Here is a 14,891-nt window from a genome sequence, read left to right as displayed (position 1 = left end):
GATAATCGAACGGGACCGCGGCTCGCCGTAGAGCTCGGACGTCCTACGACCTGACCGGCGCTGCCGGACGGGGAGGGGGCGTGAGCGCGGTCCATCACACACAAGACCGGTGAAGGACACGCACTCATGACGACGCCCACGATCGAGCTCAAGCCCTCCTCGCACCCGCTGTCCGACGCGGAGCGCGAGGCGGCCATGGCCAACCCCGGCTTCGGCCGGCACTTCACCGACCACATGGTGACGATCAGCTGGACCGAGGGTCGCGGCTGGCACGACGCGCAGCTCGTGCCGTACGGTCCGCTGTCGCTCGACCCGGCCAACATGACGCTGCACTACGCGCAGGAGATCTTCGAGGGGCTCAAGGCCTACCGGCAGCCCGACGGCACGGTCGCCACCTTCCGCCCGGAGGCCAACGCCGCACGCTTCCAGCGGTCCGCCGCCCGGCTCGCGATGCCGGAGCTGCCCGTCGAGACGTTCATCGAGGCATGCGACGTCCTGGTCCAGCAGGACCAGGCCTGGGTCCCGCCGCACGGCGGCGAGGAGTCCCTCTACCTGCGCCCGTTCATGATCGCGGCCGAGGTCGGTCTCGGTGTCCGGCCGGCCAACGAGTACCTCTTCCTCGTGATCGCCTCTCCCGCCGGCGCCTACTTCCCCGGTGGCGTGAAGCCGGTCTCGATCTGGCTCTCCCAGGACCGGGTGCGCGCCGTTCCCGGCGGCGTGGGTGACGCCAAGACCGGCGGCAACTACGCCGCCTCCCTCCTCGCCCAGGCCGAGGCGGCGGCGCAGGGCTGCGACCAGGTCGCCTACCTCGACGCGGTCGAGCACAAGTGGGTCGAGGAGCTCGGCGGCATGAACCTCTACTTCGTGTACGAGCAGGAGGACGGCGGCAAGCGGATCGTCACCCCCTCCCTCACCGGCTCGCTGCTCGCCGGAGTCACCCGCGACTCCCTGCTCACCGTCGCCCGTGACCTCGGTTACGCCTCCGAGGAAGGCCGCGTCTCCATCGACCAGTGGCGCGCCGACACCGAGAACGGCACCCTCACCGAGGTCTTCGCCTGCGGCACCGCCGCCGTCATCACGCCCGTCGGCACCGTGAAGTCCGCGGACGGCGAGTGGACCCAGGGCGACGGCACCCCCGGCGAGGTCACCGTCAAGCTGCGCGAGCGCCTGCTGGACATCCAGCGCGGCATCGCCGAGGACACCCACGGCTGGATGCACACGCTCGGCTAGTGCCGCGTCAGTCAGGGTTTGCCCGTCAAGGAGCGGCGTCAGGTGCGTGCTATCGGTGTGCCGGCCGGAAGCCCTTGTACTGGATGTACTCGGGCTTTCGGCCGGTGCGGCGAGAGTGCGTGCCGGGCGTCGCGACGGGGCGAACCTTGGCTGATGCGGCACTAGCCATCGGCCGTACGTCACCGAGGCCGCGCCCCCGCCGGGGCGCGGCCTTTGTCGTCCCCCCGGTTTTGAGCGTCGCTCAAAGCGTGATGGGAGTGCTGCTGATCTTCGGTGCGGCCGAGCCGGCCAGAGCCCGGCGCGCCCGTGGCCTGCGGCTCAACGTCCCGGAGGCGACCGCCCACTACCTCTGCAACGACGGTGTGATCCTCTGCGCGTTCGACGACCCGAGGGACGAGGCGGCGGCCGCGGTCTTCGGCGACCTGTTCCCGGACCGTACGGTGACACCCGTCGACGCCCGTACCATCTTTGCCGGTGGTGGAGGCATCCACTGCGTCACGCAGCAACAGCCCAGGATCTGAACCCGTGCCCCGTACCCCGCGCCGTCGCAACATCGCCCCGCCCAGGGAGGACGTGCTCGCCGCCGTCATGGCCACCGTCGCCGAACGCGGGCTCGACGGGCTGACCATGGCGGGGCTCGGGCGTGAGGTGGGGATGAGCAGCGGGCACCTGCTCTACTACTTCCGCAACAAGGACGAGCTGCTGCTGCAGACCCTGGAGTGGAGCGAGGCACGGCTCGGTGCCGAACGCCGGGCCCTGCTCACCGGGCCCGGCACCGCACGTGAGCGGCTCGACGCCTACGTCGCGCTGTACGTCCCCGACGGCCACCGCGACCCGCACTGGACGCTCTGGCTCGAGGTCTGGAACCGCTCGCAGGACGCCGGCGACGACGCCCGCGCCCGGCAGGCCGCCATCGAGGAGGCCTGGCACCGCGACCTCGTGGAACTGCTGGCCGACGGCGTCGCACACGGCGAGTTCCGTGCCGTCGACACGGACCGGGCCGCGACCCGTCTGCGGGCCCTGATGGACGGGTTCAGCGTCCATGTCACCGTCGGCATCCCCGGCACCGGCCGGAAGCAGGTCCTGGACCAGATGCGCGGATACACCGACGACGTACTCGCCCCGCCCGGAGCGGACGCCCGTGCGACGGGCGTCACGCCCGCATCCTGAGACGGGCCGGGGCCCGGGGGTACCGCTGTGCCACACTGCTGCCGTGTCCTCGTTCGCCATGATTATCGGCAGCAGGCGCGCCGGTCCGCAGTGACCGTCCCGTACCACCACGTACGGAACGGACATCGTGCCCCAGACCCGCGCGCAGACCTCTCGCACCCGCGAGGGGTTTTTTCGTTTTCCGGCCCCCACCACGGCCGGAGCGAGGCACGCGAGAGGATGGGGGCAAGTGGAGCCGATTCGTCCGGATCCGCTCACCCGACAGGAGTCAGATCAGCATGACCACCAAGGCCACGGCCCCCGACGACACCTTCCATGTCTTCGACACCACCCTGCGCGACGGTGCGCAGCGTGAAGGCATCAACCTGACCGTCGCGGACAAGCTGACCATTGCCCGGCATCTGGACGACTTCGGCGTGGGCTTCATCGAGGGCGGCTGGCCCGGCGCCAACCCCCGCGACACCGAGTTCTTCGCCCGTGCCCAGCAGGAGATCGACTTCGAGCACGCCCAGCTCGTCGCCTTCGGCGCCACCCGCAGGGCAGGAGGCAAGGCCGCCGACGACCCCCAGGTACAGGCGCTCCTGGACTCCGGTGCCCCGGTGATCACCCTGGTGGCCAAGTCCCACGACCGCCATGTGGAACTCGCCCTGCGCACCACCCTGGACGAGAACCTGGAGATGGTCCGCGACACCGTCACCCACCTCCGGGAGCAGGGCCGCCGGGTCTTCGTCGACTGCGAGCACTTCTTCGACGGCTACCGTGCCGATCCGGAGTACGCCAAGTCGGTCGTGCGCACCGCACACGAGGCCGGCGCCGATGTGGTCATCCTCTGCGACACCAACGGCGGCATGCTCCCCGCCCAGGTCCAGGCCGTCGTCTCCACCGTCCTCGCCGACACCGGCGCCCGGCTCGGCATCCACGCCCAGGACGACACGGGCTGCGCCGTGGCCAACACCCTGGCCGCCGTGGACGCGGGCGCCACCCACGTGCAGTGCACCGCCAACGGCTACGGCGAGCGGGTCGGCAACGCCAACCTCTTCCCGGTCGTCGCCGCGCTGGAACTCAAGTACGGCAAGACCGTCCTGCACGAGGGCGCGCTCGCCGACATGACCCGCATCTCCCACGCCATCGCCGAGGTCGTCAACCTCACGCCGTCCACGCACCAGCCGTACGTCGGCGTCTCCGCCTTCGCGCACAAGGCCGGACTGCACGCCTCCGCGATCAAGGTCGACCCGGACCTCTACCAGCACATCGACCCCGAGCGCGTCGGCAACACCATGCGGATGCTCGTCTCCGACATGGCGGGCCGCGCCTCCATCGAGCTCAAGGGCAAGGAGCTCGGCATCGACCTGGGAGGCGACCGCGCGCTCGTCCAGCGGGTCGTCGAACGCGTCAAGGAGCGCGAACTCAAGGGCTACACCTACGAGGCGGCCGACGCCTCCTTCGAGCTGCTGCTGCGCGCCGAGGTCGAGGGCCGGCCCCGCCGCTACTTCCGCGTCGAATCCTGGCGGGCCATCGCCGAGAACCGCCCCGACGGCACCCACGCCAACGAGGCGACCGTGAAGCTCTGGGCCAAGGGGGAGCGGATCGTCGCCACCGCCGAGGGCAACGGCCCGGTGAACGCCCTGGACCGGGCGCTGCGCGTCGGCCTGGAGCGGATCTATCCGCAGCTGGCCAAGCTGGAGCTGGTCGACTACAAGGTCCGCATCCTGGAAGGCCGCACCGGCACCGAATCCACCACCCGGGTGCTGATCACCACGGGTGACGGATCCGGTGACTGGGCGACGGTCGGTGTGGCGGAGAACGTCATCGCCGCGTCCTGGCAGGCACTGGAGGACGCGTACACCTACGGCCTGCTGCGCGCGGGCGTGGAGCCCACCGACTGACGGGCGCCGCTACCGGAGCCGCCACTTCTGGTTGGCGGCTCCGGTGCAGGTCCAGATCTGCACGCGGGCACCGTTCGCCGTGGACCGGTCGGCCACGTCCAGGCACTTGTCGGCCGCCGTGTTGACCACGTCCCCGGTCGAGGAGTCGTACGTCCAGCGTTGCGCGCCGGAGCCGTTGCAGGTGTACAGCTGGACCTTTGCTCCGTCGGCCGTCGAGCCCGATGTGACGTCCAGGCAGGCGCCCAGCACCTTGACGGAGCCGTCCGCGCCGACCGTCCAGCGCTGGTTGGCCGCGCCGGTGCAGTCCCAGATCTGGACGGGCGTGCCGTCGGCGCCGGTGCCACCCGTGGCGTCCAGGCACTTGCCGCTCCCGGTGAGGGCGCCGGTGCTGCCCGACGACCCGGACTGGCTGCCCGACCACGTGAAGGTCGCCGAGGTGCGGCCGGGCAGGGAGTAGGTGAACTTCTGCCCGCCCCAGTCGACGGTGACCTGCTGGGCGGAGGACGAACCGTTGTAGGCGATCAGTGCCTTGGAGCCGTCCGGGTTGCGCCAGGCCACGTTGGGGACGACGGAGCTGGCGGTGGAGGCGATCCGGGCGGCGCCGGGCCGGACGTACTTCGTCAGGTGGCCCATCGTGTAGTACTCGACGGTGTAGTCGACCTGGCCGTGCCGGCTGTCCCCGTTGTGCACGGTGACCAGCCCGTCGCAGGTGCCGCAGCCGCCGTTGTGCGGGCCGCGGTTCTGGTCGACGGCCAGCGACCACTTGGTCACCGACTTCGCCCAGTTGCGGGTGTAGTCGATGATGTTGAGCATGTCCTCGCGCTGCTGGTCGGCGATCCACGTCCCGCCGGAGTGCTCGGTCTGGAAGGCGTCCAGCTCCGGGTACCGGTCGTGCACCGCCGTCTGTTCGGCCACGTCACCGCCGTAGCCGTGCCAGGCGACCCCGCCGAAGTTCGGATGGCTGCGCACCGCCGCGTCGTCGACCGTCTCGGCGGCGTACGCGTCGTAGGTGTCCCAGTTCCAGTCGTGCGCCAGGACCTTGGTGGACAGGCCGGCCGACCGGAGCCCGGGCAGCAGCTCGTTCTTGGTGAAGTAGGCGAGGCCCGAGCCGTTCCAGCTCATGGAGGGGTAGCCGGAACAACAGGTGGGCTCGTTCTGCGCGGTGACGTAGTCGACCGGGACACCCTGGGCCTTCCAGGCCTGGAGGTACTTGACGAAGTAGTCGGCGTACGTCCCGTAGTGCTCGGCCTTCAGCCAGCCGCCGTTGAGCTGACCACCGTCCTTCATCCAGGCCGGGGCCGTCCAAGGGGAGGCGACCGTCGTCAGCGCGGGGTTGAGCTGCTTGGCCTGCGCCGTCAGCGGCAGCACGTCCTGCAGATCGTGTGCGATCGAGAACGCGGCGAGGCCCGGGTCCGTCTGTCCGGCCGGCATGTCGTCGTACGTGTAGCCGAAACGGGCCAGGTCGGACCCGCCCATGGGATTGCGGACGAACGACAGCCCGATGCCCTCCGTGGGGGAGAAGAGCTTCTTCATCGTCGCGTCGCGGGTCGCCCGGCTCAGCGCCCCGCTGCCCTTCATCAGCCAGGCGGCGGTGTCCGTGAACGAGGCGCCGCCGCCGGTGAAGGTCTGGTAGCGGGTGTTCTCGTCGACGGTGATGTTCGTTCCGGAGCCGCCGTTGCCGGGGCCGAAGGCGATCGGTGTCTGTGCCTCGAGGCCACGGGTGACATGGCGGCCGCCGGAGTCGTCCGTGGTGGTCAGCACGATGTTCACGGTCTCACCGGCGGCCTGCGCGGTACCGGAGGAGAGCCCGGCCAGTCCGGCGGTGGCGAGCGCCGTCGCGACGAGGACTCTCGCCGCTCTGCTTGTCCGAATCATGGGCTGCTGCCTTTCTCGGCAGGGGCGTGGGGGAAATGCCGTCGAACGAGCGTGAGTGAACGGGTTATTACGTGTTCGCGTCAAGAGGTTGGCGTGTTCAAGAGGTGAACGAAAGGACTCCCGGACCTGCTTCGCGCATGGGTACGGACCAATCTCGGCGTGAAGTATTGACGCCCCTGATCCAGGGCGGTTAACTCCAGCGGCAACGCCGGTACCGGTTCCGGAACCGGTACCGGAGTCCCGCCCCACCCCTCCCCGCCTTGTCCCTGGAGGCCCCGTTGCGTGTCACCATCGCCGATGTCGCCCGCGAGGCCGGCGTCAGCAAGACGACCGTGTCGCGGGTCATCAACCTCAAGGGCGAAGTGGACGGTTCGACGGCCGCCCGCGTTCGTGAAGTGATCGCGGACCTCGGCTACGTACCCAGCTCCGGCGCCGTCGGACTGGCCCGTGGCAGCAGCCGCACCGTCGGCATGCTGGTCCCCTCGCTCACCTGGCCGTGGATGGGTGAGGTGCTCCAAGGGGTGGTCGACACCGTCGAGGCGGCCGGTTACGGGCTGCTGCTCTTCACCTGCAACAGGGGCGCCGAATCCGTCGAGCGCTTCACCACCCAGGTGTCGGCACGTGCCTTCGACGGACTCGTCGTCGTCGAGCCGGAGAACACGCTCGACCAGCTCACCGTGCTCCACCGCTCCGGCCTTCCCATCGTCCTGATCGACGACAGGGGCCACCACCCGGAATTCCCCTCCGTCGTGACCACCAATCACGAAGGGGGCGCGTCCGCGGGCCGCCATCTGCGGGCCGCGGGGCGCACCAGGCCCCTGGTCGTCACCGGCCCGAAGCACTTCGGCTGCGTGCGTGACCGGCTTGCGGGTCTCCGTTCGGTCCTGCCCACCGAGCTGGTCGTGGACGGGGACTTCACCGAGCGCGGAGGCCGTCTCGCCATCGAAGAACTCATCGCGGCGGGAACGGAGTTCGACTCGGTCTTCGCCCTCAACGACATCAGCGCGGCCGGGGTCCTGCGGGCCCTGAGGGTGGCCGGCCGCCGCGTACCCGATGACATCGCGGTGATCGGCTTCGACGACATCCCGATGGCCGAACACACCGAACCGCCGCTGACCACCGTGCGCCAGCCCGCCCGGCGGATGGGCGAGGCGGCCGCCCGTCTGCTGCTCTCCCACCTCGGCGGCACCGCCGTACCGGAAGGCCCGGTCGTGCTGCCCACCGAACTGGTCGTGCGCCACTCGGCGCCGTAACGGACCCGGTCCGCCGGTCATCCGTCCGCATCTCCGGATCTCCCGCACCCGGCGCGTCGAGCGCGCCGCCCGCACCCGGATCTCCCACACCCGGATCTCCCAGACCCGCAGTCCTCCTGGAGTCGCCATGTCCGTACGCCGTCGCCACACCCTGAGAGCGCTCTCAGCCGCCACCGCCGTGGTCGCGCTCGCCGCCGGCTGCTCTTCCGCCAACTCGGGCGCCGGCAAAGGGGGCGCCGGCGCATCCGGCGTCCTGACCATCGGTAAGCCGGACGGGCCGCAGACGAACAACAGCAACCCGTTCCTCGCCACCTCGGCGAGCGCCACCCTGGGCTACCGGTTCATGATCTACGAACCGCTGGCCATGACGAACCAGATCCGCCCCACCGACAAGGCGGACCCCTGGCTGGCGACCGCCTGGGACTGGGAGTCCAACTTCACCAAGGTCACCTTCACCCTGGACAAGCGGGCCAAGTGGTCCGACGGCAAGCCGCTCACCGCCGCGGACGTCGCCTACACCTTCGAACTGCTCAAGAAACACCCCGCGCTCAACGGCAACGGCATCCCGTACGACGGCATCACCGTCGAGGGGGAGAAGGTCGTCCTGACGTTCAAGGACTCCCAGTTCGTCAACCAGAACAAGATCATCACGACCTATGTCGTTCCCAAGCACATCTGGGAGAAGGTCGAGAACCCGGAGACCTGGCCCAACCGCACCCCGGTCGGCTCCGGCCCGTACGCACTGAAGACGTTCACCCCGCAGACCACCACGCTGACCGCCACGCCCACCTACTGGAAGGGCGAGACCAAGGTCAAGGAGCTGCGCTACTCCGCGTACAACGACAACAGCGCGGCGACGACGGCCCTGGCGAACGGCAAGCTCGAGTGGTCGTTCGTCTTCATGCCGAACTACAAGCAGCTGTACGTCGCCAAGGACCCGAAGAACCACAAGCTGTGGTTCCCCTCCGGGCTCGGTATCCACGGTCTGTGGTTCAACACCGCCCGCAAGCCGTTCGACAACCCGGCCCTGCGCAAGGCGATGGCCATGGTCATCGACCGCAAGGCGATCCACGTACAGGCCCAGGCCACCCTCTACCCGGAGATCAGCAACCCGACCGGCATCCCGCTTCCCGCCGGAGAGCCGTTCCTCGCCCCGGAGTACAAGAGCGCCACCACGGCGCCCGACGTGGACGGCGCCAAGGCGCTCCTCAAGGACGCCGGGTTCCAGCTCAGCGGTGGCGTCCTGAAGGACCCGGGCGGAAAGCCCGTCGAGCTCACCTTCACCGACCCGGCCGGCTGGAACGACTACATCACCGGGCTGTCCATCATCAAGGACAACATCAAGCAGCTCGGCATCGAGGCCAAGGTGAAGACGCAGACCGCCGAGGCCTGGGGCAACGACGTCGCCACCGGCAACTTCGACGCCACCCTGCACTGGACCAACAGCGGCGCCACGCCGTACGACATGTACCAGAACATCATGGACGGGGCGATCCTCCAGCCCGTCGGCAAGAGCTCCCAGCTCGGCAACTTCGGCCGCTTCAAGAGCCCCGAGGCCACCGCCGCGCTCAAGGAGTACGCCAACGCCACGGACGACCCGACGCGCACCAGGGCCATGAACACCCTCCAGAAGATCATGGTCGAGCAGGCCCCGGTCGTCCCGACGGCCGCCGCCCCCATCGGCGCCGAGTACTCCACGAAGAACTGGGTGGGCTGGCCGACCGAGAAGGACCCGTACGCGGCCCCGCAGCACACCCAGCCGGACGCGCTGGAAGTCGTGCTGAACCTGAAGCCCGCCAAGTAAGCACGGGGAAGAACCGTCCATGACCACCGAACAGACCGCAGACGTGCCCACCGCGAACGACGTGGTGCTCGAAGCACGCGGAGTCACCAAGCACTTCCCCGTACGGCGCACCGCCGGCGACCTCGTCGCCCGCAGGCGTCGCACCGTCCACGCCGTCGACGACGTCTCGCTGGAACTCCGGCGCGGCACGGTCACGGCCCTGGTGGGGGAGTCGGGCTCCGGAAAGTCCACCGTCGCACGGCTGCTCGCCCAGCTGTACCCGCTCACCGCGGGCGAGATACACCTGGGCGGCACCGCGGTGAAGGCCGGGCGTGGCCGGTCCTTCCGCACGTACGTCAAGCAGGTCCAGCTGATCTTCCAGGACCCCTTCGCCTCGCTCAACCCGGTACACACCGTGCGCTACCACCTGACCCGGGCGCTCAAGATCCACGACCGGGCGGGGAACGGGGAGGCGGACCTGGAGAGGAACCTGGCCGCTCTGCTCGAACGCGTCCAGCTGACCCCTCCTCATCAGTTCCTGGACACGTTCCCGCACGAGCTGTCGGGCGGGCAGCGCCAGCGCGTGGCGATAGCCCGTGCGCTCGGCGCCGACCCCCAGGTGCTGCTGGCCGACGAGCCGGTGTCGATGCTGGACGTGTCGATCCGGCTCGGCGTCCTCAACCTGCTGCGCGACCTCAAGGAGCGGCTGCACCTCGCGATCCTCTACATCACCCATGACATCGCGTCCGCCCGCTACTTCGCGGACACCACCCTGGTGATGTACGCGGGCCGGATCGTCGAGGGCGGTGACAGCGAGACCGTCACCCAGCACCCGGCTCACCCCTACACCCAGCTGCTGATCGCCTCCGCGCCGGACCCCGACCGCGTGGCGGACGAAGAGGCGCTGGAAGAGACCGGGAGCGGCGAGCCGCCCTCACTGATCGCCCCGCCGGACGGCTGCCGCTTCCACCCCCGCTGCCCCAAGGCCATGGAGCGCTGCCGCACCGAACTGCCGCCGCGCTTCGAGCTGGCGGACGGCCGGTGGGCCGCCTGCTGGCTGTACGACGGCACCACCGCCGAGGGAGCAGCGAAGTGAAGTACGTCCTCCAGCGGCTGGCCTTCTACGCGGTCACCGCGTGGGCCGCCATCACCATCAACTTCCTGATTCCGCGCCTGATGCCGGGTGACCCCGTCGAGGCGCTGATGAGCCGCTACCAGGGGCAGCTCGACACCACCGCGATCGCCTCCCTGAAGGCGCTGTTCGGGCTCGACGAGGACCAGTCGGTCTGGTCGCAGTACACCGACTACTGGTCCCACCTCCTCGACGGCGACCTCGGCCTGTCGTTCACCTTCTTCCCGACCCCGGTCGGCGAGGTGATCTCCCAGTCACTGCCCTGGACGCTCGCGCTGGTCGGCATCACCACACTGATCAGCTTCCTGCTCGGCACCGGCATCGGCGTCTACAGCGGCTGGCGGCGCGGCTCCTGGCTGGACGGGCTGCTGCCCGTGACCACCTTCATCTCGGCCATCCCCTACTTCTGGCTCGGCCTCATCGCCATCGCGCTGTTCGCGGTGAAGTGGCAGGTCTTCCCGGCCGCCGGAGGGTACGACAACTCCCTGGTCCCCGCCTTCGACTGGCCGTTCATCTCCAGCGCGCTCTACCACGGGGTGCTCCCCGGGGTGACGATCGTGCTGAGCGCCATCGCCGGCTGGATCCTCGGCATGCGCAACATGATGGTGACCGTCTCCTCCGAGGACTACGTCATGGTGGCGCAGGCCAAGGGGCTGTCAGAGCGCCGCGTGATGTTCTCGTACGCCGCCCGCAACGCCGTCCTGCCCAACATCTCGGGCTTCGCCCTCTCGCTGGGCTTCATCGTCGGCGGCACCCTGCTGGTCGAGATGGTCTTCTCCTACCCGGGCATCGGCTTCCAGCTGTTCCAGGCCGTCGGAGCCAAGGACTATCCGCTGATGCAGGGCGTCTTCCTGATCATCACGCTCTCCGTGCTCGCCGCGAACCTGCTGGCCGACATGGCCTACGCCCTCCTCGACCCGCGCACCCGCAAGGAGGCCTAGGGCGTGTTTCGAAAGTCCCGCCTGCCTGGCGACGCCTGGTACGCACGCTCGCCGCGTTGTCGGGATCACCCCGATACATCCAGTATCGGGGCGACCCTCCGCCTTGCGGCTGCACGCACCAGACCGCGCTCCCTGTTCCGGCCTGTCCCGGAAGAGAGGCCCTGACCATGTCCGTCACCACCACCACCGACGTAGTCGTCACGGAAGCCGCCCCCGCCGCGTCCCGTGCCAGGCTCCGCTTCCTGCGCGGCGGGAAGACCCGGGCCGGGCTGCTGATCCTCGCGTTCTTCGTCGTCCTCGCCGTGGCGGGCCCCTGGCTCGCCCCGTACGACCCGGACGCGATGAGCGACCAGCTGCTGCAACCGCCGTCCGCCGACCACTGGTTCGGGACGACGCAGACCGGTCAGGACGTCCTCTCGCAGATCCTGGTCGGCACCCGCGGGGTACTGCTCGTCGGCTTCCTCGCCGGCATCCTGGCGACCGTGCTGTCCGTGCTCATCGGGGTCAGCGCGGGATTCCTCGGCGGAGCCGCCGACGAGATCCTCTCGATGCTCTCCAACATCTTCCTCGTCATCCCCGGCCTGCCGCTGATCATCATCATCGCGAGCTTCGTCGAGGACACCGGGGACCTGCTGATCGCAGCCGTCATCGCCCTCACCTCCTGGGCCTGGGGCGCGCGCGTCCTGCGCGCACAGACGCTGTCGCTCCGGCGCCGCGACTACGTCGAGGCCGCGCGGGCCACCGGCGAATCCACCTGGCGGATCATCGTCTTCGAAGTCATGCCGAACCTCACCGCCGTCATCGCCTCCGGCTTCGTCGGCACCGTCATCTTCGCGGTCCTCTCGGAGATCACGCTCGCCTTCATCGGTGTCGCCGACATCTCCCACTGGAACTGGGGCACCGTGCTCTTCTGGGCCCAGTCCAACCAGGCCCTGGCGCAGGGCGCCTGGTGGTGGTTCGTGCCCGCCGGGCTGTGCATCGCCCTGCTGGGCACCGCCCTCTCGCTCATCAACTTCGGCATCGACGAGTTCGTCAACCCGCGCCTGCGCACCGCGACGGGCGCCTCCCGCAAGGTCCGGATGCGGGTCGGCTTCACCCCGGTGGCCCGTACCACCCAGCCCGGGGCGCCCGCGACGCCCAGCAAGGAGCCCAGCGCATGACCGCCGAGCCGATCCTCACCATCAGCGGCCTGAACGTCGACTACGGCACCGGCGCGAGCGGTGTCCGGGCGCTGCGGGACATCGACCTGACCCTCCACCGAGGTGAGGTCCTCGGCCTGGCGGGCGAGTCGGGCTCGGGCAAGTCCACACTCGCGTACGCCGTCACCCGGCTGCTCTCCCCGCCCGGGGTGATCACCGGCGGCGACGTCCACTACCACCGGCCGGGCGGCGCGCCCGTCGACATCCTCTCCCTCACCCCGGACGAGCTGCGCGCCTTCCGCTGGCAGGAACTGTCGATCGTGTTCCAGGGCGCGATGAACTCGCTGAACCCGGTGCACACCGTCCACAGCCAGCTCACCGACGTCCTCACCGCGCACCGCCCCGGCATGCGGGCCGCCGAGCGCACCGCGCGGGCCGAGGAACTGCTCAACCTCGTCGGAATCTCCACCGACCGGCTCGCCGCCTATCCGCACCAGCTCTCCGGCGGCATGCGCCAGCGCGTGATGATCGCGATGGCGCTCGCGCTGGAACCCGAGATCGTCATCATGGACGAACCGACCACCGCCCTCGACGTGGTGATGCAGCGGCAGATCCTGCGCAAGCTGGTGGAGCTGCGGGAGCGCCTCTCCTTCTCCGTCGTGTTCATCACCCACGACATCTCGTTGCTGATCGAGTTCTCCGACCGCATCGCGATCATGTACGGCGGACGGATCGTGGAACAGGCGGGCTCCGCCGAGATCTACCGCGACCCCCGCCACCCCTACAGCGAGGGCCTCCTGCACTCCTTCCCCGCGCTGCACGGCCCCCGCCGCGAGCTCACCGGCATCCCCGGCTCGCCGCCGCACCTCTCCGCGATGCCCGCGGGCTGCGCCTTCCACCCCCGCTGCGGCAAGGCCTTCGAGCCGTGCGCCCAGCAGGTGCCGGTCCTCGCCCCGCCGGAGACCGGCCAGGACCGCGAGGTCGCGTGCTGGCTGCCCCGATGACCGACCGCGCCACCGCTCACCACCCCACACCAGACCCGGAGTTACGGAGACCGATGAACCTCGTCACCCCCCGCAGCAGCCTGCGGCCCGCCGCCGTCCAGGGACTCCCCGCCGACTTCCGCTGGGGCGTCGCCACCTCCTCGTACCAGATCGAGGGCGCCGCCTCGGAGGACGGCCGCACCCCGTCGATCTGGGACACCTACTGCCGAGTGCCGGGCGCCGTGCACAACGCGGAGCACGGCGACGTGGCCTGCGACCACTACCACCGGATGCCCGAGGACGTGGAGCTGATCGCGGGTCTCGGCGTCGACACGTACCGCTTCTCGCTTGCCTGGCCGCGCATCCAGCCGGGCGGCCGGGGCCCCGCCAACGCCAAGGGCCTGGACTTCTACAAGCGGCTGGTCGACGAGCTCCGGGGCAGGGACGTCACCCCCTGGATCACCCTCTACCACTGGGACCTCCCGCAGGAACTGGAGGACGCGGGCGGCTGGCCGGCCCGCGACACCGCCCTGCGCTTCGCCGAGTACGCCATGCTCGCCTACGAGGCACTGGGCGACCGGGTCGAGCACTGGACGACCCTGAACGAGCCGTGGTGCTCGGCGATGCTCGGATACGCCTACGGGGCGCACGCCCCCGGCCGCACCGACCTGGGTGACGCCATGGGCGCCGTCCACCACCTGCTCCTGGGCCACGGCCTCGCCGCCCGGCAGATGCGCGAGGCAGCGGGGGACGATCCGCTGGAGCTCGGCATCACCCTCAACCTCGGCACCGCCACCCCGGAGACCGACAGCGAGGCCGACCGGGACGCCTGCCGCCGCGCCGACGGCATGGGCACCCGCCTCTACCTCGACCCGATCGTCCACGGCCGCTACCCACGGGACATCGTCGACGACCTCGCCGCACAGAACATCGAACTGCCCCTGCGGGAAGGCGACCTGGAGGTCATCGCCACCCCCCTCGACGTCCTCGGGGTCAACTTCTACCGGGGCGCCCTGTTCTCCGGGGTCGACGAGGACGGCTCCCCGACCGGTGCCGACGGCGTACCCGTCGTCCGCGGGGTCGAGCGCGACCTGCCCCGCACGGCCATGGACTGGGAGATCACCCCCGGTGAGCTCACGGATCTGCTGCTGCGGCTCCAGCGCGACTACGCGCTGCCGACCGTCATCACCGAGAACGGGGCGGCCTTCGACGACACCGTCGCCGCCGACGGCTCCGTGCCCGACAACGACCGCACCGCCTATCTCGCCGACCACATCGCCGCCGTGTCCGAGGCCCGCAGGCAGGGCGCCGACGTCCGGGGCTACTTCGCCTGGTCGCTGATGGACAACTTCGAGTGGGCCTACGGCTACGACAAGCGGTTCGGCATCGTCCGCGTCGACTACGACACACAGGCGCGGACGCTCAAGGACAGTGCCAAGTGGTACCGCGACACGATCCGCCTCACCCGCGAAACCCACACCGACTGACACGGACGGAAG

Annotated in this window: 11 protein-coding genes and 1 pseudogene; 11 read left to right on the top strand and 1 reads right to left on the bottom strand. The window is 69.9% G+C overall.

The window, feature by feature from the left end:
- Positions 1-126: 126 nt before the first annotated feature.
- The 4 genes and pseudogenes from ACFYSH_RS05335 (at position 127) to cimA (ending at position 4,286) form a co-directional block, all read left to right on the top strand.
- Positions 127-1,230 (top strand): branched-chain amino acid aminotransferase, encoded by a 1,104-nt coding sequence (locus ACFYSH_RS05335; protein ID WP_359470083.1) that lies wholly within the window; start codon positions 127-129, stop codon positions 1,228-1,230.
- 341 nt (positions 1,231-1,571) lie between these two features.
- Positions 1,572-1,751: pseudogene (locus ACFYSH_RS05330) on the top strand (agmatine deiminase family protein); the annotation flags it as partial.
- Positions 1,752-1,755: 4 nt separating this feature from the next.
- Positions 1,756-2,400, top strand: coding sequence for a TetR family transcriptional regulator C-terminal domain-containing protein (locus tag ACFYSH_RS05325; RefSeq protein ID WP_359475002.1), 645 nt, complete (start codon positions 1,756-1,758; stop codon positions 2,398-2,400).
- Between the two features lie 278 nt (positions 2,401-2,678).
- Positions 2,679-4,286 (top strand): citramalate synthase, encoded by a 1,608-nt coding sequence (gene cimA / locus ACFYSH_RS05320; RefSeq protein WP_359474999.1) that lies wholly within the window; start codon positions 2,679-2,681, stop codon positions 4,284-4,286.
- Between the two features lie 9 nt (positions 4,287-4,295).
- Here cimA and ACFYSH_RS05315 read toward each other — a convergent pair whose 3' ends face one another.
- A complete protein-coding gene (locus ACFYSH_RS05315) occupies positions 4,296-6,161 on the bottom strand; it encodes a ricin-type beta-trefoil lectin domain protein (RefSeq protein WP_359474996.1) in 1,866 nt (621 codons plus the stop codon).
- A gap of 278 nt (positions 6,162-6,439) precedes the next feature.
- On the opposite strand from ACFYSH_RS05315, the gene ACFYSH_RS05310 reads away from it, so the two are divergent.
- The 7 genes from ACFYSH_RS05310 to ACFYSH_RS05280 all read left to right on the top strand — a co-directional run bounded on the left by ACFYSH_RS05310 (position 6,440) and on the right by ACFYSH_RS05280 (position 14,879).
- Entirely contained in the window at positions 6,440-7,414 is a 975-nt protein-coding gene (locus ACFYSH_RS05310) for a LacI family DNA-binding transcriptional regulator (RefSeq protein ID WP_359474993.1), read from the top strand.
- A gap of 127 nt (positions 7,415-7,541) precedes the next feature.
- Positions 7,542-9,218: an ABC transporter substrate-binding protein gene (locus ACFYSH_RS05305; RefSeq protein ID WP_359474990.1), complete on the top strand. Its 1,677-nt coding sequence runs from the start codon at positions 7,542-7,544 to the stop codon at positions 9,216-9,218.
- Positions 9,219-9,237: 19 nt separating this feature from the next.
- Positions 9,238-10,293 carry an ABC transporter ATP-binding protein gene (locus ACFYSH_RS05300; RefSeq protein WP_359474987.1) on the top strand — a complete coding sequence of 352 codons (1,056 nt, stop codon included), beginning with the start codon at positions 9,238-9,240 and terminating at the stop codon, positions 10,291-10,293.
- Positions 10,290-11,270 carry an ABC transporter permease gene (locus tag ACFYSH_RS05295; RefSeq protein ID WP_359474984.1) on the top strand — a complete coding sequence of 327 codons (981 nt, stop codon included), beginning with the start codon at positions 10,290-10,292 and terminating at the stop codon, positions 11,268-11,270. The genes ACFYSH_RS05300 and ACFYSH_RS05295 overlap by 4 nt, the downstream gene beginning before the upstream one ends.
- A 167-nt stretch (positions 11,271-11,437) precedes the next feature.
- Positions 11,438-12,430 carry an ABC transporter permease gene (locus tag ACFYSH_RS05290; RefSeq protein ID WP_359474981.1) on the top strand — a complete coding sequence of 331 codons (993 nt, stop codon included), beginning with the start codon at positions 11,438-11,440 and terminating at the stop codon, positions 12,428-12,430.
- Positions 12,427-13,413 (top strand): ABC transporter ATP-binding protein, encoded by a 987-nt coding sequence (locus ACFYSH_RS05285; protein ID WP_359474978.1) that lies wholly within the window; start codon positions 12,427-12,429, stop codon positions 13,411-13,413. The genes ACFYSH_RS05290 and ACFYSH_RS05285 overlap by 4 nt, the downstream gene beginning before the upstream one ends.
- A gap of 53 nt (positions 13,414-13,466) precedes the next feature.
- Entirely contained in the window at positions 13,467-14,879 is a 1,413-nt protein-coding gene (locus tag ACFYSH_RS05280; protein WP_359474975.1) for a GH1 family beta-glucosidase, read from the top strand.
- Positions 14,880-14,891 lie beyond the last annotated feature (12 nt).

It is taken from the genome of Streptomyces sp. NPDC005791 (genome assembly GCF_042871485.1).
Lineage (GTDB): Bacteria > Actinomycetota > Actinomycetes > Streptomycetales > Streptomycetaceae > Streptomyces.
Note: the sequence above shows the minus strand (reverse complement) of the source record. Positions and strands in the feature narration are given on the sequence as shown.

Excerpts from the sequence above, each read along its gene's own strand:
- ACFYSH_RS05335 (WP_359470083.1), top strand. The coding sequence starts at position 127 with ATGACGACGCCCACGATCGAGCTCAAGCCCTCCTCGCACCCGCTGTCC.
- cimA (WP_359474999.1), top strand. The coding sequence starts at position 2,679 with ATGACCACCAAGGCCACGGCCCCCGACGACACCTTCCATGTCTTCGAC.
- ACFYSH_RS05315 (WP_359474996.1), bottom strand. The coding sequence starts at position 6,161 with ATGATTCGGACAAGCAGAGCGGCGAGAGTCCTCGTCGCGACGGCGCTC.
- ACFYSH_RS05305 (WP_359474990.1), top strand. The coding sequence starts at position 7,542 with ATGTCCGTACGCCGTCGCCACACCCTGAGAGCGCTCTCAGCCGCCACC.
- ACFYSH_RS05300 (WP_359474987.1), top strand. The coding sequence starts at position 9,238 with ATGACCACCGAACAGACCGCAGACGTGCCCACCGCGAACGACGTGGTG.
- ACFYSH_RS05290 (WP_359474981.1), top strand. The coding sequence starts at position 11,438 with ATGTCCGTCACCACCACCACCGACGTAGTCGTCACGGAAGCCGCCCCC.
- ACFYSH_RS05285 (WP_359474978.1), top strand. The coding sequence starts at position 12,427 with ATGACCGCCGAGCCGATCCTCACCATCAGCGGCCTGAACGTCGACTAC.
- ACFYSH_RS05280 (WP_359474975.1), top strand. The coding sequence starts at position 13,467 with ATGAACCTCGTCACCCCCCGCAGCAGCCTGCGGCCCGCCGCCGTCCAG.